We start from the raw sequence: 20,562 nt of genomic DNA on the forward strand, positions 1-20,562 counted from the left end.
TACTCTCTTCCCCCTATAATTTGGTGATTACTGGTTAAGCTTTACGCGCATGGTTGCTTATCTATAGCCTTTTCTATTGTTGTTGATTTATACTTTTTGCTATTACTAATCTTTTTATTATTTTATAAATTTCCTTAAATAATCAACTTTATTCTTAAATGGAGCAAATCTAAAAGAAAACTCAATTAATGTTCCTCGCTCAACTACACTTTTTTCATGAGTGAAAGTATCAAAGCTCTTCTTACCATGGTATGCTCCTATTCCACTTGTTCCTACGCCTCCAAAAGGAAGAGACGAGGTTCCCGCATGGAGGATAGTGTCATTTATAGTAACACCTCCTGTTGATGTTTCTTTAAGTATCTTTTTTATATTATTTTTATCTTGTGAAAAATAATACAGAGCTAAAGGTTTCATTCTTTTATTTACATACCTTACTACTTCGTCTAAATTCTCAAAGGTTATAACTGGAAATATTGGCCCAAATATCTCTTCGTTTAATATTCTCGCTTCTTCTTTTACATCTGTTAGAATTGTCGGCTCAAAATATAACGTTTCTTTATCATAATTTCCACCGTAATATATTTTCCCATCCTTTAAGTATTCAGATAATCTACACACCTCATTATTACTTATTATTCTAGGATAGTCTAAACTCTCCTTAGCATTTTCTCCATATTGCTGCTTAATTTCTTTTACTATTAAATTTAAAAAAGTATCTTTAATTTCATTTTGTATAAATAGATAGTCTGGAGCAATGCATGTTTGTCCTGCATTTAATAATTTCCCCCAAACTATTCTTTTAGCAGCTTTTTTTAGATCTGCATCCTTATCTATAATGCAAGGACTCTTGCCACCTAACTCTAAAGTTAATGGAATCAATCTTCTTGAAGCCTTTTCCATTATTATTTTTCCAACCCTTGTACTCCCTGTAAAAAATATATAATCAAATTCTTGCTCTAACAACTCTTCAACACATTCTTTTCCTTCATTCACTCCTACTACTCTTAGATATGATTCATCAAAATTTTCATTTATAATTCTTTCAATTAATCTTCCCGTATTAACTGCATGTTCTGAAGTCTTAATAATTGCTGTATTTCCTGCAGATATAGCAGCTATTAGTGGAAGAATAATCAATTGAAAAGGATAATTAAATGGACCTATTATTAAAACCGTACCATATGGCTCTTTTTCAATATAACTTTTACTTGGAAAAAACATTAGACGACTTTTAACTCTTTTTCTTTTGCTCCATTTTTTTATATTTTTTATATGAAGATCCAATTCTTCATATACGATAGATATTTCACTGAGATAACTTTCAAATTCAGATTTATTTAAATCCTTTTTAAGTGCGCTAATTATCTCTTTCTCATTATTTTTTATTATACTTTTTAGTTTTATTAACTTTTCCTTCCTGAAGTTTACATCAAGCTGCCTCATAGTCTCAAAATACTCTTTTTGTTTATATACAAGCTCTTTAAATTGCATAATTCCTCCAAAGTGTGTTAATCTTTATATATGCTATATTATTTTCAATATTAAACCAGTATAAACACTCTATTTATAATTAAACATTTTTTCCAAAATAAATATTCAACTTACCCTCCTCATATTTTGCACCTATTATTTCCTTAGCGTGAAGCTTAGCTGGCAATATATATTTTCTTCTTTCATTTTTAACTGCTATGGTGATTTCATCTCCATTTTGCAATAAATCCAATTCCTCTTTATTTACAAATGGCATGTTTATACTAAGAATATAATTCTCTCCATCCTTCCTAATTGTAAATATCTTATCATTAAAGAGTACATTTTCTGGTTTTATTTCTTCATAAATCTTATCACCAGTCTTTTGGAGAGTTTCATACTTTCTCAATTCATTATCCATCAATTCTAATTTAAATATAGGAATATCTTTAAAGCTTTCCATAATCTCTTGGATACTTTCCTTTTGAATCTTTTCCCACTTTTCAAAATACCCAGTTAAAGATTCTTCTGGGAAGATTTTGTTTATTATTAATCCATCAACATTATAATCAAAAAGGTGCAGATAAGAGAAGCTTCGTTTTGCCTCCTTTACCACAATTTTTTCTGGAGTTGTTACAATTCTTATACTAACTATCTCTTTATTAAGCATAAGACAGTGCAATTCATCTATTTTGGAATATAACTTTTCAATTTCATCAAAAACATTATCATCTGGTATTGGTATTTTAGTAGCAGCTTCAATAATTGGTTTTACAATTTTAGCTCCTTTTCTTTTAATAGGGAATATTTTTTCCATCCACCACTTAAATAACTCTGGAAATTTAAGTAGTGACATTGTTTCGCCTGTTGGGGCACAATCCACTATTAACACATCATATTCATTTTTATCATGAATTTCCTTTATTTTAATTAACGATAATAACTCTTCAAACCCTGGGAATACCAATAATTCTTCACTTTCTATATTTTCCTTCGAATTTAACATCATGAGTTTTTCAATATATCCTTTTAAGTTTCCCCATACTTTTTCATTTTCTATAATAGTATCTATTTCCATACCATAAAGATTATGAGCTATCTCAACCGGCTCATTGCTTAATTTTATATCAAAGGAATCACTTAAGCTATGGGCTTGATCTGTACTCATAACTAATACTTTTTTTCCTTCACTTGCTATTTTGCATGCAGTGGCAGCAGCTATGCTAGTTTTTCCGACGCCACCTTTTCCTGTATATAGTATTATTCTCACATTTTCTCCTCCTCACTTAATTAAAATCTATATTAATTTTTTTAGTGCTTTTATTATCCGCATTATTTTTTTCTTCTTTATCCTTAATATCCTCTTTTATCATTTCAAAGCCTATATCTCTTATAATGCTTATTGCTTCCTTCTCAAAACAATCTATTCTATCTCTAATTTTATCTGGAATTATTTCTTTTATTGCTTCGTATTCAAATCTTTTAGCTTTAAGCATTTTTTTAATAAATTCCTTATTCATTAAAACCACTCCTATTCAAAAATAATACTTAGCTTTTCATTTTCAAGCTTTGCTGATGAAATTTTATATTTTCTTATTGTGTTAGGTATAGGGATATTCCTCTTAAAATTACCTATTTTAATAATGATATCTGTACCTGATTCTAATAAATCAAAGCTTGCCTTATCCGCAAAAGGTATATATAGTTCAAGTCGATAACCCTTTTCTGTTTTTTCAAAGGTTTCATTTACAGTTCTTTTTAAAACTTTAAAAATATTTTCATCACTAAGTGAATCTTCTATAATTCTGCTTAAACCCTCAACTCCATTTATATCAGCTTCATACCACTTTATTTTATAAGTAGGTATGTTAATGAATACAGAATTTAATTCATCTAAATAGTTATTTTGAAGCTGTTTCCATTTATCAAAAAAATTGTTTTCTATATCTTTAGGGATTATTCTATTAATATATAATCCATCAACATTAAAATTATATAAATTTAAATACATATAATTTCTTTTACTTTCTTCTACGACCATTTTTTCTGGAATAGTAACAAGCCTGATGCTGCAGATTTCTTTATTCTTTAAAAGTTCTTGTAAATTTCCTAGCTTAACATATAATTTTTCAATATCATTCATGGCCACTTCACTTGGCATTTCTAGCTTAAAAGCACTCTTAGAAATTGGTCTTAATACTTTCAATGCTACTTTTTCTATTGGGAATAATTTTTCCATATACCAAGAAAAAAGTTCTGGAAATTTCAATAAAGCTACTGTTTCTCCTGTTGGAGCACAATCAACAATAATTAAATCATATACTCCATCTTCATAAAGCTCCTGAATCTTAATTAATGAAAATAATTCCTCTATTCCTGGAAATACAACTATATCTTCTAAACTTTCAGCATTTTCCACTTATTTTAGGAAACATATTTTTAAGAGCTTTTGATATAGAGCCATAATGTTTATTCATTTCATGATTTGGATCTATTTCTAAGGCATAGAGATTGTTTATAACTTCTATTGGCTCCTCTTTTATTTGTTTATTAAATAAATCACTTAAATTATGAGCCATATCTGTACTTACAATCAATGTTTTCATCCCTTCGTTAGCTGCCTTTAGTGCATGTGCTGCTGCTGTGCTTGTTTTTCCCACTCCACCTTTTCCAGTAAAAATAATAATCCTGCCCATAGCAATCCTCCTTTTATTCGCTTTAAGATTAGTTCTTTGCTCGAAGTATTTATTGTATTTAAAGTGGCAAAAGCCACCTATAAATTTCACTATTCAATAGTTATTCTTCTAATTTTTTTAACTACCTTTTCCTCTTGCATTTTCTTTTGACTACCTGCTTTTAAAACAGTAACTACTTTATTAACTATGCTCATTGCAGCATTTATTTCTTCTTTGGTTAAGGACTTATATACTTCTTTAAAATAATATTCTATTTGCTTTTTTTCTTCTAAAATAAATTCCCTGCCATTTTCAGTTAACGTAATCATTACTACTCTCTTATCTTCATTATCTCTTGTTCTTTCAGCAATATTCTTTTTTTCTAATCTGCTTATCACACCAGTAGCTGTGTTTAAAGGAGCATTAATATATTCAGCAACTTCACTCATATTAACCTTATTTTTTCTATAAATAAGCAGCATTGCTAGGATTTCATTTTTAGAATAATCTAAGAAAACACTGCTCCACTTATCAGGAAAAAATAAAACTTTAAATTCATCTATACATTTAAAAATAATATTTTCAATATTAAAATCCTCATCAATTGCTGTCATATAATTCTCCTTTAAATAATTCTCTTATCGAAGTATATTTTCATTCTATTCTCGAAGTATATTTTTGTCAATAGTTTTTCCTCTCCTAAACTTAAATTTAACGAAAGGCTATGTTTCAAATAAATCAACGTTAAAGAGTAATTATATTTCGAGTAAATAGAATCCAAGAATGCAATAAAATCACTCAATATCTTAAGAACTGAGTGATTTTACTTGATCTTTATATTTTATTTATTTTGATGTTTTACTACTTTTCTATTCTTGATCATCATCTAATCCTATTCTTGGGGAAATAGGCATATACCATTCCATATGATCAGTATGTAGTAATTTATGTGCCTTATGTGATAACGGTCTTTCCATAAAATCTTCATAAAGTTTTAAAACAGATGGATTTTCATGAGAAAATCTAAGAGTAGATTTTTTATCAAGCTCATATAAATTATAAGCACGAACCTCAGCAAGTTCAGCTCCATCTTTTATTGGTTGACCTCCGCCACCAGAACATCCTCCTGGACATGCCATAACTTCTACAAAATCATAGCTAACCTTTCCTTTTCTAATTTCTTTAATTAGTCTTCGCGTATTTCCAAGTCCACTTACTATTGCAACTTTTATAGATATTCCCTTGATTTCAAAGGTCGCTTCCCTCCAGCCATTCATTCCTCGTATTTCTTTAAATGCATCAGGATCAGGATTCGTGCCTGTAGTTAAAAAATATGCTGATCTTAATGCTGCTTCCATAACTCCTCCTGTAGCACCAAAAATCACTCCCGCACCAGAACCAACTCCAAGAGGCATATCAAAGGCTTCTTCTTTTAAATTTTGGGGAATAATATGCTCTGCTCTTATCATTCTATCAATTTCACGAGTTGTAAGAACTAAATCTACATCTTGACCTGCACCAGCATCATTCATTACTGAAATTTCTGATTCATGTTTTTTTGCAATACATGGCATTATTGAAACACAAAAAATATTTGATGGATTTACATTTAAAATTTTAGCATAATAAGTCTTTGCAACTGCACCAAACATCTGTTGTGGTGACTTTGCTGTGGAAAGCTGATTTACCATATCAGGATATTGAGACTTTAAGAAACGTACCCAGCCTGGACAACAAGATGTAAACATAGGAAATACATTGTTTTCTTTATTATTTATTTTTTCTAAAAACTCACTGCCTTCCTCCATAATTGTAAGATCAGCACTGAAATTTGTATCAAAGATATAGTTAAATCCAATCTTTCTTAGTGCTGCAACAAGCCTTTCAACTGTTGCTTCTTCACGAGTTAACCCAAAAGATTCTCCCCATGCAGCTCTTACAGCAGGTGCAATTTGCACTACAGTAATTTTATCTGAGTCAGCAAGGGCATCAAATGCTTTTTGAGTATCATCTCTTTCTCTTAATGCTCCTACAGGACAATGAGTTATACATTGCCCACATAAAGCACAATCTGAATTTTCAATTACTCTATTAAATGAAATATCTATAGTAGTTCTTGAGCCAGTATTTGCAACATCCCAAATATTAAGATTCTGTATTTTATCGCAAACTTGAACACATCTCATACACTTTATACATTTTCCAGCATCTCTTATTAGTGGGAACTTATCATTCCATAAATAATGTTCAACATTTTTTTTATAATTAATTTTTATTATCCCTAAGTCATTAGCAAGCTTTTGTAAGTTGCAATTACCACTTCTCACACAAGTTGCACATTGGCAGTCATGTTGTGATAAAATAAGTTCTACATTAGTTTTGCGGGTTTCTCTAACTCTTGGACTATTTGTAAATATCTCCATTCCTTCTTCAACCATATTGTTACAAGCTGGAAGCAGCTTATCTTTTCCTTTTACCTCAACCACACAAACACGACATGCACCTATTTCATTTATACCTTTAAGATAGCATAAGCTGGGAATATGGATTCCAGCACTTTTGGCAGCATCCAAAATAGTAGTACCTTCTTTTATTTCTATTAATGTATTGTTTATTTTTAAGTTTACCATTTTTTAATCCTCCCCCCTTTAAATACACCATAACCAAAATGATCACATCTGAGACATCTAAAGGATTCTTGCTTTGCTTCTGCAGGTGTCATTCCACATTCGATGAGGTCAAAATCATTTTTACGCTCCATAGCATCACGTTCTAACATATTAACTCTTCCACAAGCTGGTCTATCATCTAATCTTGCACTTGGAATATTAATATCTGTGCTGATTATATGATTATATCCGAGATAGTCATCAATATTTGCAGCAGCAACTTTTCCGGCTGCAATTGCTCTAATAACAGTAGCTGGCCCAGTTACGCAATCCCCTCCTGCAAATATTCCAGGAACATTTTCAATTCCGCTAGAACTTAAGGCTTCAATTATACCTCTCTTTACTGGTACACCATTTTGAGCAAAATGTTGTGATTCTATGCCTTGTCCAATTGCTATAATAAGAACATCACAAGGAATTCGTTTTTCTTCTTCTTCAGAATCTACTATTGTTGGACGTCCAGATTTATCAATCTTACTTATTATCTGAGGTTTAACCCATAAAGCTGATACTTGACCATTTTCATCTCTTTCAATTCTTATTGGTGCTTGAAGCGTAAGCATTTCACATCCTTCTGCAATTGCACCTTCTACTTCATCAGGTAAAGCTGTCATGTCTATCTTTCTACGTCTATAAACATTAAATACTTTTTTTGCTCCAAGGCGAACAGCAGATCTAGTCACATCCATTGCCACATTTCCGCCACCAATTACAGCAACAGTTTTTCCAGAAAAATCAGGGAAATTATTATTTCCTATAGCTCTAAGCATTTCAACTGCTGAAATAACCCCTTTACATTCTTCTCCTTCAATACCAATTTTTTTATCAGTGTGTGCTCCAATTGCAATATATATTGCATCATATTTTTCTTTTAGTTCTAAAATAGAAATATCATCTCCAACAGTAACTTCCGTTTTAATTTCTACTCCCGTAGAAATAATAGCATCTATATCATCATCTAAACGTTCTCTTGGAAGTCTATAACTTGGAATTCCATATCTAAGCATACCGCCAAGCTTTGAATGTTTTTCATAAATTACAACATGATGTCCCATTAATGATAAATAATATGCTGCACTTAAGCCGCCAGGACCTCCACCAACTACAGCAACTTTCTTTCCTGTGGCAGGTGCACAAACCGGAACTGAAACTTTGCCGGCATGTTCCACAGCATAACGTTTTAAACCACGTATATTAATGGAATCGTCTATCATATTACGTCTACATCTAGCCTCACAAGGATGTTCGCAAATAAGAGAACAAGCAGTTGGGAATGGATTGTCCTTTCTAATAAGTGCAACTGCATCTGCATATCTTTCTTCTGCAATCAATGCAATATATCCAGGAATATCAACCCCTGCTGGACATAATGCTACACAAGGTACAGGCTGATCTAAATTACAAATGCATCTATGCTTAGTAATATGTTCAATATAATCATTTCTAAAGCCTATAACTCCTTTTAATACCATATTTGCTGCTTCATATCCTATTGCACAATCTGCAGAATCTGAAATTACTCTTGCTGTCTTCTCAATTAAATCAATAGTTTCTAATTCCGCATTACTGTCTAAAACATCATTAAGTAAATTTTCTAATTGTGATAGCCCCACTCTACAAGGAACACATTTTCCACAAGTTTGGGCGTGACATAATTTTAAAAATGAGGCTGCCATGTCAACTGGACACAATCCTGGAGGGCTGGCAATGATTCTTCGTTCTAAATCTTTATAAAGACCTTCCACTACAGTTTGAGCTCTATCTGGGGTTGCAATATGAAGTCTACTCATTTTATTCTCCTCCCTACATGCTTTTTCATGCTTATAAAATAATAATAGATATTTTAGATTATATTTTTGATTAGATTGTAAAATTTCATTAAAAACATACTATTATAACTTTATTATACTGTATTTTCAGAAAATTCTCAAAATAACTTATTACATTAACAATTTCGAGCTGTTATTTTCTTTCATATGCATTAAGACTTAACCTCTTTTGATTTCTAAAGTTAATTTCGCTTACTAGTTTCTTTGGTAATTTAATCAATATTTTATTTTCAACTCCTGGAACCACAATTTTCTTATTATTTATTAGCCCATTATAAGCTGCCCTTGCCACAGCTTTTGCATCCATTGCATTTGGCATATCCTTTTTTCCTGCATTTTTTGCAAAGTTTGTTCTAGTCGCACCTGGGCAGAGTGTAGTTACATTTATGTTATATTGCCTTAATTCTATTCTAAGAGCTTCTGATAATGATAAAACATATGCCTTAGAAGCATAATAGACTGCTGTAAATGGACCTGGTGAAAAAGCACCTGTCGATGCTACATTTAATATACTTCCTTTTCTTCTTTTTATCATTTCTCTAGAAAAAATCTTTGTCATTTCTGTTAAAGCTATCATATTTACCTGCATAATTTCTAGGTCTTTATGTGCATCAGTCTCATGGAAAAAGCCTACATAGCCCCCTCCAGCATTATTTATAAGTATATCAACTTGTACTCCCAGTTCCGCTACCTTGTGAAATATTTGTTTTGATGCTTCAGGTTTAGATAAATCATGACTAATTATATGAACTTTAGATTCATGCTCCTCTTCTAGTTCATAAGCTAATTCTTTTAGCTTATGAGCATTTCTTGAAACTAAAATAAGATTATGCTTATGAGAAGCAAATATTCTAGCAAGCTCTAAGCCTATTCCACTTGATGCACCAGTAATTAGCACTGTATCTATATTATCCATAAATTACTCCTCCGGTTTAAATGAAATTAAATAGTTTTATTTTCTTTAAATTCCTTAAATTTATTTAGTATTTCTGAATTATTCATAAAAAACAAATTAAGCATATTTATATTTTCTATAGTTTCACTGCTTATATTATGTTCAATAAGTTCAGTTTCTTGAAGCACATCGTCTTTGCAGCCCAAATTCTCCAAAAAGCTTTTTACTATATTATGCCTCTCCAAGAGATATCTCCCAATACTCATTCCTTCCTCTGTAAGTATTATTACACCATACCTTTCATATTTTATAAAAGATAATTCTCCAAGTTTTTTCATCATTTTAGAAGCTGAAGAATCACGGACATTTAACATTTGTGCTATTTTATTTAATCGAACAACACCAGCCTTCATACTACATCTATAAATCATTTCTAGATAGTCTTCCATGGCTGAGGTAAGCACTTTTCTAGATAAATTTATATTTTCATAACCCCTTACAGTATGGAAATTCTTTTCCATATAATTCACCACCAATAATATACTTTTATTTCCTCATAAATTTTATTTTCATAATAATCAGCTTATAAAAAATTTAATATTAATTTATTAATTATACACAAAAATCCAAATGAATATGATTGCTAATTAATAATATTTTAATTTTGTTTCATATGCTCAATATATTTTTCTCCCCAAATAGAGATACTGTCTAATACTATTTTAAATTCTCGTCCTATACCAGTTAAAGAATACTCTACCTTAGGAGGAACTTCTGCGTACACATGGCGGTTTATAAGTCCATATTCTTCTAGACTCCTAAGCTGCTTTGTAAGGGTGGCTTGTTTCAATTCTGGTATTAATCTCTGGAGTTCTCCAAATCTCAGTGTTTTTGAACTCAAATTATGTAAAATTATTACCGCCCATTTTCCAGCAATAATTTTTTGTGCTGTCACAAAGGGACACTTCCCAAATAACTCATATTTTTCTTCCACGTATAAACACTCCTTTGTATTAAAAAGATACTATGTATCGAAAATAATTCTACTTGAAATAATCGGTATAATAACCTATTATTTATGTACACGTAAATAATATCATACTAAAATAAAAGGAGCAATTACAATGAATGAAGTATTAGAATTTTTACTTAATAACCCTACTTTTTACCTTGCAACTATGGATGGTGACCAACCAAGAGTTCGTCCTTTTGGCGCAGTAATAAAATATGAAGACAAATTATATTTTGCAACAAATAATTCTAAGCCCGTTTTTAAACAAATAACTGAAAACCCTAAAGTTGAGATTTCCACAACATCTCCTAAGGGTGAATGGATTCGTTTAAATGGAAAAGCTGTTGTAGATTCCCGTACTGAAGTTAAAGCTGCTATGTTAGAAGCAGTTCCATCTTTAAAAAGACTATATAGTTTAGACGATAATGTTTTTGAAGTATTTTATCTTGATAATGCTGTTGCAACATTTAGTTCATTTACTAGTGGTTCAAAAACAATTCAGTTATAATTAATTCCAAAAATCCAAAGAAAGCTATACTTCTGTATAATTGAAGTATAACTTTCCTTTTAGGCACATGAAAATAAATAATTTCGTATGATAATTTATTTACATGGAATATATTCAGATTTCTGCTCTCTAATTTACAGCCCTATGATACCTTTGCTATTCCTTACAATTGTAGTGAACATGTAATAGTTCTTTTGAACGTCCTTTTAGTAATCTGTCGTATAAAGCTGTAATCATTGGGTTTTCTTCACTTCGTTTAATTTGTGCAACCTTATCCACCTTATATAATCCTTTTGCCCTTTCATTCTTATCTTCAGTTAGACAAAACGGTTGTCCTGCACCACAAATACATCCACCAGGACATGCCATAACTTCTATAAAATCAAAATGTTCTTTCCCGCTGTTTATTCTTTCAATTAATTTCTCAGCATTACTAAGGCCGCTGACTATTCCTATTCTGATGATATTCTCAGCTACAGGAACTTCACATACTTTTATTCCATCTATGCCCCGTGCTCCTATAAACTCTATTTCTTTTAATCCTTTTGGAGTCTTATTCTCAGCTATACTTCTGATAACCGCTTCTGTTACCCCTCCACTTACTCCAAAAATAACGCCTGCACCCGAATACAACGAAAATGGCACATCTGAAGATTCTGCTTCTATTTCATCAAATTTTATGCCGATTTCCTTGATCATATCACATAGCTCTGTTGTTGTAATAACATAATCAACATCCCTAACACCATTTCTTATAAATTCCTCCCTAGCTGCCTCCGATTTCTTTGCCGTACATGGCATAACTGCTACAGATATAGTTTCTTTATCCTCTGATGCATCTCTTTCCTTATAATACTCTTTAATAACGGCACCAAACATCTCCATTGGAGATTTACAGCTAGATACATATGGCATAAGTTCTGGATGTTTTGTCTCTGCATATCTTATCCATGCTGGACAGCATGAAGTAAAGAGAGGGATTTTATTATTTTCACATCCCAATTTCTCCAAAAATTCTTTTGTTTCCTCTATAACTGTCAAATCAGCACCTACAGATGTATCATAAATTTCATCAAAACCTAGTCTTCTCATTGCTGCAGCGATTTTTCCCATTACATTTTGACCTGCTTTAATTCCAAACTCTTCACCAACTGCAATTCGTACAGCTGGTGCTACTTGTGCCACAACTCTTTGTCTTCGGTTATATATAGCTTTCCAAACATTCCTAAGATCACTCTTTACAATAATTGCTCCTGTAGGACAAACTGTAGCACACTGCCCACAATTTACACAGTTTGTCTCTCCCAAACTTTTTCCAAAGGCTGGGCTTACAATCATATTTGAGCCCCTAAATGCAAAATCAATAGCTCCTACATTTTGTATTTCGCTGCACACCCTAACGCAGTCACCACACAATATACATTTGTTAGGATCACGAACAATTGCTTTTGATGAGGTATCTAAAGGTGCTTTAGTACTAGTATTTTTAAAACGAATATTATTTAAGCCAAAGCGTAACGCTAATTTTTGAAGCTTACACTTATTATTTTTTTCACATATTGTACAATCCCTGCAGTGGGCTGCTAGTAATAATTCAAGAATCATAGCACGGTGATTATGAAGTTTAGGAGTGTTAGTCTTAATTGACATCTTGTCCCTTGGCGGTGTTGAGCAGGAGGCTATAATTCCCCCTTTTTCATCTTCAACAACACACATTCTACAAGCACCATATACTGATAAATCTGAATAATAGCACAAGGTAGGCAGCTCAATGCCAGCTTTTCTTACTAAATCTAAAATATTCTTTTCTTTATCAAACTCTATCCTTTCACCATCGATAATCATATACTTGGACATAGTTTTTACCATCCTTTCTTTAATTCAGTTGAACTGCGTTAAATGCACAATTCTTAATGCAGTCACCGCATTTTATGCATTTTGATTTATCAATAGTATAAGGTTTCCTTATTTCCCCCGAAATAGCCCTTACAGGACACATTCTAGCGCACTTTGAGCATCCCCTGCATCTGTCTTTATTGATTTCATATGATATTAATGCTTTACATACACCGCCTGGGCATTTCTTATCTATGACATGTGTAATATATTCCTCTCTAAAATACTTCAAAGTACTTACAACTGGAAATGCAGCACTTTTTCCAAGTCCACAAAGGGCGGTATCTGAAATAGTTTCAGATAATTCTTCAAGGATTTCTATGTGTTCTAATGTACCTTTTCCTTCTACAATGTCATTAAGCAGTTCTAGCATTCGCTTTGTTCCCTCTCTGCAAGGTATACATTTCCCACAGGATTCATTTTGAGTAAAATTCATAAAGAAACGTGCCATTTCCACCATGCAATTCTTGTCATTCATTACTACTAGGCCACCGCTGCCTATCATAGCTCCAACCTTTTTTAAGGAATCAAAATCCAAAGTCAAATCTAGGTGATTTTCATGAAGACAAAGACACCCGCCAGATGGACCTCCAATTTGAACTGCTTTAAAATTTCCGTCCTTAATTCCGCCTCCAATATCAAAGATAACTTTTCTTAAAGTTGTTCCCATAGGAACCTCTATAAGCCCTGTATTATTAACATTTCCAGTAAGTGCAAATGCTTTTGTACCATAGTTTTTTTCAGTTCCCATAGTCTTATACCATTTTGCACCTTTGTTAATTATCTGGGGAACATTACAAAAGGTTTCAACATTATTTAAGACTGTAGGTCTATTAAACAAGCCTTGCTCTACTGTCCTTGGAGGTTTAACTCTTGGCATCCCTCGATTTCCTTCAATAGAAGCTGTAAGGGCACTACCCTCACCACATACAAAAGCTCCTGCTCCTTGGTTTATGTGAAGATCAAAATCAAAACCAGAATTTAATATATTTTTTCCTAAAAGTCCCTTCTTTTCAGCCTGCTCAATAGCCTTTCTGAGCCTTTTAACTGCAAGGGGATATTCTGCGCGCACATAGATATATCCGTTATGTGCTTTAGTTGCAGCTCCAGCAATAATCATTCCTTCTATTACTCCATGGGGATTTCCTTCCATCATGCTCCTATCCATAAATGCTCCAGGATCACCTTCATCACCATTGCATACAATATATTTTTCAGGTTCTTCTTGTTTCAGTACTTGACCCCACTTTTTACCTGTTGGAAATCCACCTCCTCCTCTTCCTCTAAGGTAGGATTCTGAAATTTCATTTACAATTTCTTCAGAAGTCATATCAAAAAGTGCCTTGCTAACAGCACTGTATCCCCCAACAGCTAAGTATTCCTCAATTGATTCTGCATTAATATGACCGCAATTTTCTAAAGCCACTCGAGTTTGCTTTTCATAAAAAGGAATTTCATCCTGCCTGCTATAATATCTATTATTTTCTAAGTAACACAAACGATCTATTACTTCGCTTCCAATAATACTTTTTTCAATAATTTCCTCGCAGTCATTAATTTTTACCTTAATATATAAAAGCCCTGCAGGTTCAATTCTTAACAAGGGGCCCATTTCACAAAAGCCATGGCATCCACTTTTCTTCAAACCTATTATGTCACCATGTGGTTCTTCTTGAAGCTCTAATGTTACGTTAAGTCCTCTTTCTTGTATTATTTTATGAAGTCTTTCATAAATATCTAAAGAACCTCCTGCTACACACCCTGTCCCTGCACATACTAATATTTTTTTGTATTGCCTATCTAAAGCTGTCTTAAATTGTATCCTTGCATCCTCCAGTTCCTCTCTTGTATTAATTCTCATTAACCATTTCCTCCCTTAACTGCTTAATTAAATTCTTCGCTTTATCAGGTGTCATTGCTGGATACACAGCATCATTTACTGTACAAACTGGTGCGAGTCCACATGCGCCTAAACAAGATACTGTTTCTACTGTAAAAATCATATCATCAGTTGTGGCTTTAGTTTCTGAAAGACCAAGTTCATTCCTGAATTCATTCAATATTGGGACTGATTTTCTTACATGACAAGCAGTTCCATCGCATATCTTTATTACATATTTTCCTTTTGGTTCTAAAGAAAAATTTTCATAAAAAGTGGCTACGCTGTATACTTTAGCTTCACTTATATTAAGCTTATCTGAAATATAACATAATGCCTCTCTTGGTAAGTACCTATACTCCTTTTGAACCTCCTGCATAATAGTAATAATTAATGTTTTGTTATAATCATTAGAAATTAAAATATCATCTAGTTTTTTTATTTCTTCTTGATTTAACATAATTTTTTCACCATCCTATATTATTTAAAGCCACTATATATTCAAATTCTATGGTTAGTGGTTCTTTCTTTATCACGACAAATTGGCTATATTGTATATATATTGCAGGAATTCTTTATTATTCACATAATCTTAATAATAAAGGATTGTGTGTTGAAGCTTTTAACATACTATAAAAGCATGATTTTAAATTTAAATAATAATTGTGAGGAATAGATATTATGGATAAAATACTTAGATCCGTGTATGCAGAAATTGATTTAGATGCTATGGCTTATAATATGAAAAATATAAAGAATTTAGTTAAAGATAAAGAAGTAATTGCAGTTGTAAAAGCTGACTGCTACGGACATGGATGTTTAGATGTGGTTCCAACCTTACTTGAAAATGGAGCAACTCACCTTGCAGTTGCTGTATTAACCGAGGGGATTGAACTTAGAACTGCGAGTATTAATGCTCCTATTATGATTCTTGGCTTTACTCCAATAGATTTAGCTGAAGAATTAATAAAATATGATTTAGAGCAGACAGTTTATGACCTGGATTATGCAAAAGAATTATCAAAAATAGCTTTATGTCTTAATAAAAAAGCAAAAATTCATATTGCACTTGATACAGGTATGGGGCGAATAGGTTTTCTTCCTAATGAAAAGTCTCTTAAAGAAGTTTCGGAAATATGCTCTTTAGAAGGCTTAGACGTACTCGGCATATTTACACACTTTTCCACTTCTGATGAAGAGGATAAAGAATACACTTATGAACAATTTAAAAAATTTACTGATTTCATTGAAAAGCTTTCAGAACTTAACATTGAAATTCCTTTAAAGCATGTATCTAATAGTGGTGCAATAATGGATATGCCAGAAACATATTTAGATGCAGTAAGAGCCGGGATAATACTTTATGGATACTATCCATCAAATGAAGTAAAGAAGGAAAATCTTTCTTTAAAACCTGCGTTAACCTTAAAAGCAATGATAACTCGTGTGCAAGAGATGGATGAAGGCATGTATGTAAGTTATGGAAGAACCTTTAAAACTGAGCGTAAAAGTTTAATTGCAACTCTTCCTATAGGCTATGCAGATGGGTATTCTAGACTTTTAGCAAAAGGTGCCAAAGTAATTATTAACGGACAATTTGCCCCTGTAGTCGGAAGAATATGCATGGACCAATGCATGATAGATGTTACAGACATCAATGGAGATATTAAAGTTGGGGATGAAGTAATAATTCTTGGTGAACAAGTAAATCTAAAATTTAATGCAGATGATTTTGCAGAAATAATGGGAACAATTAATTACGAAATCCTATGTATGCTTAAATACAGAATCCCTAGAGTCTACACAAAAAACGGAAAAATAGTTACAGTCCGAAATTACCTTTAGCTATAGAAATTCAGCAAGTAAATAGCTCTTAAGCGTGTATCTAACGAGATTAGGTACATGTGTATTCCATAGAACTATGAAAATTTCGCTGGAATGTACTAAATAGGTGGTTGCACCCATTCCTACTTGCTCCAACTATTCGTTGGACAAGTAAAAATGGAACAACCACCTATTAAGTACATTCAACAGCTTATTTCAAATGTCTATTTCATACACATGTACCTAATTTCTCTGTTTAGATTCAAGCTTAAGCTTTATTAATTGCTGAATATATATCTAATAACTAAGAATGAATAATTCTCCAAAATTAGTGCCAGTATAAATTTCTTTTAATAACTTGTTAAAAGAAATGTAACACTGCACAAAAGAGTATTCTCTCTTTCGGGTAAGGTATATAATAATATAACTTTAAGATAAATAAATAACTTTGAATTTAGACTTAGACATACGTCGATTTTAAAAAATTTTGTATCAGTAAAATTTATTTATGCTCTTCCCACAGACACTCTGTTATGTTTATTTGAGAAAATTTTGCCTCGAATGAGGAATCTGAAGGACTGCAGGCATATAGTCCAAAGTTTATTTCCTTATCCCCTTGGAATAGGTGAAAAATCCTCATTTGTTTAAATGTTTTTCCATCAATCGAGCTTTCAATGCAAAAATCACTTTCTCTGCGGCTCAATCTGTAGAACATTGATTTAATGTTTCCATCAATGTCTGTTGTAGCCCAATCTGAAAATCCATTATTAGTTACTACACTTCCCAATCTTTGATATTCTTCATTTTCATATTCTATAGATGCCTTAAACCAATTATCGCTGTTTTGGTAGATTATAACTCCACATTGATCAAATTGTTTCTTGCTATTAAAATCGGTTCTTACTGTGAAGGAAAAATATTTTTCTTCAGTTTTCATTAGTAACGCTGGAGCATTATCATTTCTAAATCCATAGTAAGTTCTTTGCCAAAAATCAGTGTTTGGCTCCGTAGTAATAGTAATTTCCTTATCCTTAGCTTCATATTTTTTAGGTTCATAAATCCAAAAAGCCTTTTTATAATCGAAACTAAACATTTTTATTCCTCCATAATCAATTTAGTTTGTACAATCTTGCCTCAAATGGTCTTAACACAAATTCTGATATCTCTTTATGTTTATTAACTTTATAATTTGAAAGAACTAAGCCTTCATAATTTAATTTTTCTTTACCATAAATAAATTCTACATTTTCATCAGATATATTTGTAATTATAATGTATCTTTCATCATTTAATTCTCTTGTATATGAATATATTTTATCATGATCTTCTAGAATAAGCATATATTTTCCGTATATTAATGCTTTATTTTCTTTTCTAATTTTAATCATTCTTTTATAAAAATTGAGAATAGAGTCTTCATCCTTTAATTCATCTTCAACATTGATTACTTTATGATTATTATTAACTTTCATCCACGGAATTCCATTAGTAAATCCACCATTTTCTGTACTATTCCATTGCATTGGTGTTCTTGAATTATCTCTTGTGGTTTCTTTTATAATTTTAAAAGCTTCTTCTTCAGACATTCCATGCTCAACTTTTTCTTTATAATTGTGAATTGTTGCTACATCATCAAAATCATCTATACTGCTATAATCAGCATTAGTCATTCCAATTTCTTGACCTTGATAAATAAATGGTGTTCCCATCTGCATAAAATACATTAATGCCAGTGCTTTAGCACTTTCTTTCCAATATTCTTTGTCATTACCAAATTTAGATACACTTCTTGTTAAATCATGATTTTCAAAAAATAATGCAATCCATCCATCTTTATATATAGCATCCTGCCACCTAGATAATGTTTTCTTAATATATGGCAGCGGAGATTTTTCTGTACTATCCATATTCCATAAATGCATGTGCTCAAATTGAAATATCATGGAGAATTTACCATTCTCGTTCCCAGCCCATTCTTCTAAATCCTCTACACTTACTCCACTTGCTTCAGCTATTGTAAATACATCAAATTTATCAAAAGTGTTCTCTTTTAAATCCTTGAGTAATAATTCTATACCAGGCTGCTTCATATGTTTATCAAAGGATTGAACGTATTTTAAATTATCTGGATTTGGCATATCATCATAATCATATTTTTTAATATGACTAATAGCATCAACACGGAATCCATCTATGCCTTTATCAAGCCACCAATTAATCATATCATAAAGAGCATTTCTTAAACCTTCGTTTTCCCAATTGAGATCAGGCATCTTTTTGCTAAACAAATGTAAATAATACTCATCGCTACTAGAATCATATTCCCAAGCTGATCCTCCAAAAATGCTTGCCCAATTGTTAGGCTCATCAGACTTTCCATCTACAGATTTTTTCCCTTTTCTCCAGATATACCAATCTCTTTTCTCATTATCTTTAGAACTTTTAGCTTCAATAAACCATGGATGTTCATCAGATGTATGATTTATAACTAAATCCATAATTAGACGCATTCCACGTTTATGGACTTCTCTAAGTAAATTATCAAAATCCTCCATGGTGCCAAATTCTGCGAGAATGTCTTTATAATCACTAATGTCATATCCATTATCATCATTTGGCGACTTATATATTGGACTCATCCAAATTAAATCAATGCCTAAATCTTTTAAGTAATCTAATTTCTCAATTACACCTCTCAAATCTCCAATTCCATCCCCATTAGAATCTTTAAAGCTCCTTGGGTATATTTGATAGGCTACCACTTCTCTTTGCCAACAACTCATAATTTTCCTCCAAAACTTATCACTATTTATAGTATTGTAATAATTTCTAAACATAAAACATTTCATATATTAATGTTCTAATAGTATTAATATAATGCTATTATAAATTAGTAATACAATAATTACTTGTAATATTTAGTTGATTAATATAAAAATACTGTTCTTTCGAGGTGATAAGATTGAATATTTTAGATTTAAAAGAAGATAGAATACACGGTAATTTTATTTTGCCTTTTTCGGTATACCACTGTCAAATTAATGATAATGTATCACATTCTATCGTAACTCATTGGCATGAAGAAATAGAAATTATAATTGTTGAAAAAGGAACTGCTGAATTTAAGGTGGATTTAGATTCTTATTTTTTAAAGGAAGGGGATATTTTAATAATAAAGCCCTTTTCTCTACATTCCATATATCCAGTAGATGATATGTATTGCACTTGGAATGTTATGGTTTTTAATTTAGGTATGCTAAACAGTTCCATTACAGATGGTTGTTTAATTAAATATTTTGCTCCAATATTTAATAATGAACATCAATTGCCTTTATTGATAGATGAAAGTAATAGTGGATATTCTGAAATAATTAATTCCACCCAGGATATTGTCGACTGTTTCAATGCAAAAAAACCTGCTTTTGAGTTAAGGATAAAATCCCTGCTATTTTATTTCTTTTCGCTTCTCTATGAGAATAATCTAGTATTACAGAAAAAGAATGCTTCATTAACTAATGAAGCTACAGAAAAAATCAAAACTACCTTAAATTATATACATGAAAACTATATGCATGATCTTCCTATTACTGATATCGCCAATACCTGCAACTTAAGTCAATATTACTTCATGAAGTTTTTCAAGAAAAATTTAGGCATTACTTGTACTGAATATATTAATGTATATAGATTAGATATAGCTTCAAAGCTTTTAAACACAACTGATAAATCAATAACTGAAATTTCTTTTGAAACAGGTTTTAATAGTGTATCCTATTTTAATAAACTCTTCAAAGAAAAATTTAAAATTACACCAAAAGAATTCAGAATAGCAAATAAAATTTAGTTTTGTAGTGGTTACCTTGTAACTCCATTATGCACGTGGTTCTGGAAAGCTTCCAGAGGGT

Annotated in this window: 19 protein-coding genes; 3 read left to right on the forward strand and 16 right to left on the reverse strand. The window is 31.6% G+C overall.

All coding sequences use genetic code 11. From position 1 onward, the window contains the following. Positions 1-117: 117 nt before the first annotated feature. From COL3_RS02905 to COL3_RS02950, 11 genes are all read right to left on the reverse strand, one after another. Positions 118-1,494, reverse strand: a complete 1,377-nt coding sequence (locus COL3_RS02905; protein ID WP_099716550.1) for an aldehyde dehydrogenase — start codon at positions 1,492-1,494, stop codon at positions 118-120. A 76-nt stretch (positions 1,495-1,570) separates the two neighbouring features. Beyond that, a complete protein-coding gene (locus COL3_RS02910; RefSeq protein ID WP_008428960.1) occupies positions 1,571-2,740 on the reverse strand; it encodes an ArsA family ATPase in 1,170 nt (389 codons plus the stop codon). 16 nt (positions 2,741-2,756) lie between these two features. Further along, entirely contained in the window at positions 2,757-2,990 is a 234-nt protein-coding gene (locus COL3_RS02915; RefSeq protein ID WP_008428962.1) for a hypothetical protein, read from the reverse strand. An 11-nt stretch (positions 2,991-3,001) separates the two neighbouring features. Next, the gene (locus COL3_RS02920; RefSeq protein WP_008428963.1) at positions 3,002-3,889 is read right to left on the reverse strand and encodes an ArsA family ATPase; all 888 of its coding nucleotides are present in this window, start codon (positions 3,887-3,889) and stop codon (positions 3,002-3,004) included. Beyond that, positions 3,876-4,166, reverse strand: a complete 291-nt coding sequence (locus tag COL3_RS29685) for an ArsA-related P-loop ATPase (RefSeq protein WP_008428966.1) — start codon at positions 4,164-4,166, stop codon at positions 3,876-3,878. The genes COL3_RS02920 and COL3_RS29685 overlap by 14 nt, the downstream gene beginning before the upstream one ends. 89 nt (positions 4,167-4,255) lie before the next feature. Then, positions 4,256-4,759, reverse strand: a complete 504-nt coding sequence (locus COL3_RS02925; protein ID WP_008428969.1) for a MarR family transcriptional regulator — start codon at positions 4,757-4,759, stop codon at positions 4,256-4,258. A gap of 255 nt (positions 4,760-5,014) precedes the next feature. Next, complete coding sequence (locus COL3_RS02930; protein WP_008428970.1) at positions 5,015-6,775, reverse strand: NADH-dependent [FeFe] hydrogenase, group A6; 1,761 nt, start codon at positions 6,773-6,775, stop codon at positions 5,015-5,017. After that, entirely contained in the window at positions 6,769-8,604 is a 1,836-nt protein-coding gene (locus COL3_RS02935; protein ID WP_008428972.1) for an NAD(P)-binding protein, read from the reverse strand. The genes COL3_RS02930 and COL3_RS02935 overlap by 7 nt, the downstream gene beginning before the upstream one ends. A gap of 172 nt (positions 8,605-8,776) precedes the next feature. Next, positions 8,777-9,559 (reverse strand): SDR family oxidoreductase, encoded by a 783-nt coding sequence (locus COL3_RS02940; protein ID WP_008428975.1) that lies wholly within the window; start codon positions 9,557-9,559, stop codon positions 8,777-8,779. Between the two features lie 26 nt (positions 9,560-9,585). Continuing rightward, positions 9,586-10,059, reverse strand: a complete 474-nt coding sequence (locus tag COL3_RS02945; RefSeq protein ID WP_008428977.1) for an iron dependent repressor, metal binding and dimerization domain protein — start codon at positions 10,057-10,059, stop codon at positions 9,586-9,588. A 137-nt stretch (positions 10,060-10,196) separates the two neighbouring features. Continuing rightward, complete coding sequence (locus COL3_RS02950) at positions 10,197-10,532, reverse strand: helix-turn-helix domain-containing protein (protein ID WP_008428979.1); 336 nt, start codon at positions 10,530-10,532, stop codon at positions 10,197-10,199. Between the two features lie 130 nt (positions 10,533-10,662). Here COL3_RS02950 and COL3_RS02955 point away from each other — a divergent pair, with 130 nt between their 5' ends. Further along, positions 10,663-11,058, forward strand: a complete 396-nt coding sequence (locus tag COL3_RS02955; protein WP_008428982.1) for a pyridoxamine 5'-phosphate oxidase family protein — start codon at positions 10,663-10,665, stop codon at positions 11,056-11,058. Positions 11,059-11,214: 156 nt separating this feature from the next. Here COL3_RS02955 and COL3_RS02960 read toward each other — a convergent pair whose 3' ends face one another. Genes COL3_RS02960 through COL3_RS02970 form a run of 3 tightly spaced genes read right to left on the reverse strand, consistent with a single transcriptional unit; the run spans position 11,215 to position 15,293 of the window. Further along, entirely contained in the window at positions 11,215-12,915 is a 1,701-nt protein-coding gene (locus COL3_RS02960; protein WP_008428984.1) for a [FeFe] hydrogenase, group A, read from the reverse strand. Positions 12,916-12,934: 19 nt separating this feature from the next. Further along, positions 12,935-14,815 carry an NADH-quinone oxidoreductase subunit NuoF gene (locus tag COL3_RS02965; RefSeq protein WP_008428986.1) on the reverse strand — a complete coding sequence of 627 codons (1,881 nt, stop codon included), beginning with the start codon at positions 14,813-14,815 and terminating at the stop codon, positions 12,935-12,937. Beyond that, on the reverse strand, positions 14,805-15,293 hold the full coding sequence (locus COL3_RS02970; RefSeq protein WP_008428987.1) for an NAD(P)H-dependent oxidoreductase subunit E: 489 nt from the start codon (positions 15,291-15,293) through the stop codon (positions 14,805-14,807). Before COL3_RS02970 ends, COL3_RS02965 begins: the two co-directional genes overlap by 11 nt. Before the next feature lie 221 nt (positions 15,294-15,514). Here COL3_RS02970 and alr point away from each other — a divergent pair, with 221 nt between their 5' ends. Then, positions 15,515-16,678 carry an alanine racemase gene (alr, locus tag COL3_RS02975; RefSeq protein ID WP_008428989.1) on the forward strand — a complete coding sequence of 388 codons (1,164 nt, stop codon included), beginning with the start codon at positions 15,515-15,517 and terminating at the stop codon, positions 16,676-16,678. 481 nt (positions 16,679-17,159) lie between these two features. Here alr and COL3_RS02980 read toward each other — a convergent pair whose 3' ends face one another. Next, a complete protein-coding gene (locus COL3_RS02980) occupies positions 17,160-17,750 on the reverse strand; it encodes a DUF1349 domain-containing protein (RefSeq protein WP_008428991.1) in 591 nt (196 codons plus the stop codon). A 16-nt stretch (positions 17,751-17,766) separates the two neighbouring features. Then, positions 17,767-19,440 (reverse strand): alpha-glucosidase, encoded by a 1,674-nt coding sequence (locus tag COL3_RS02985; RefSeq protein WP_008428992.1) that lies wholly within the window; start codon positions 19,438-19,440, stop codon positions 17,767-17,769. Positions 19,441-19,619: 179 nt separating this feature from the next. Here COL3_RS02985 and COL3_RS02990 point away from each other — a divergent pair, with 179 nt between their 5' ends. After that, positions 19,620-20,501, forward strand: coding sequence for a helix-turn-helix domain-containing protein (locus COL3_RS02990; protein WP_008428994.1), 882 nt, complete (start codon positions 19,620-19,622; stop codon positions 20,499-20,501). The last annotated feature ends 61 nt before the right edge of the window (positions 20,502-20,562 follow it).

This window comes from Clostridium sp. LS (assembly GCF_002760435.1).
Lineage (GTDB): Bacteria > Bacillota > Clostridia > Clostridiales > Clostridiaceae > Clostridium.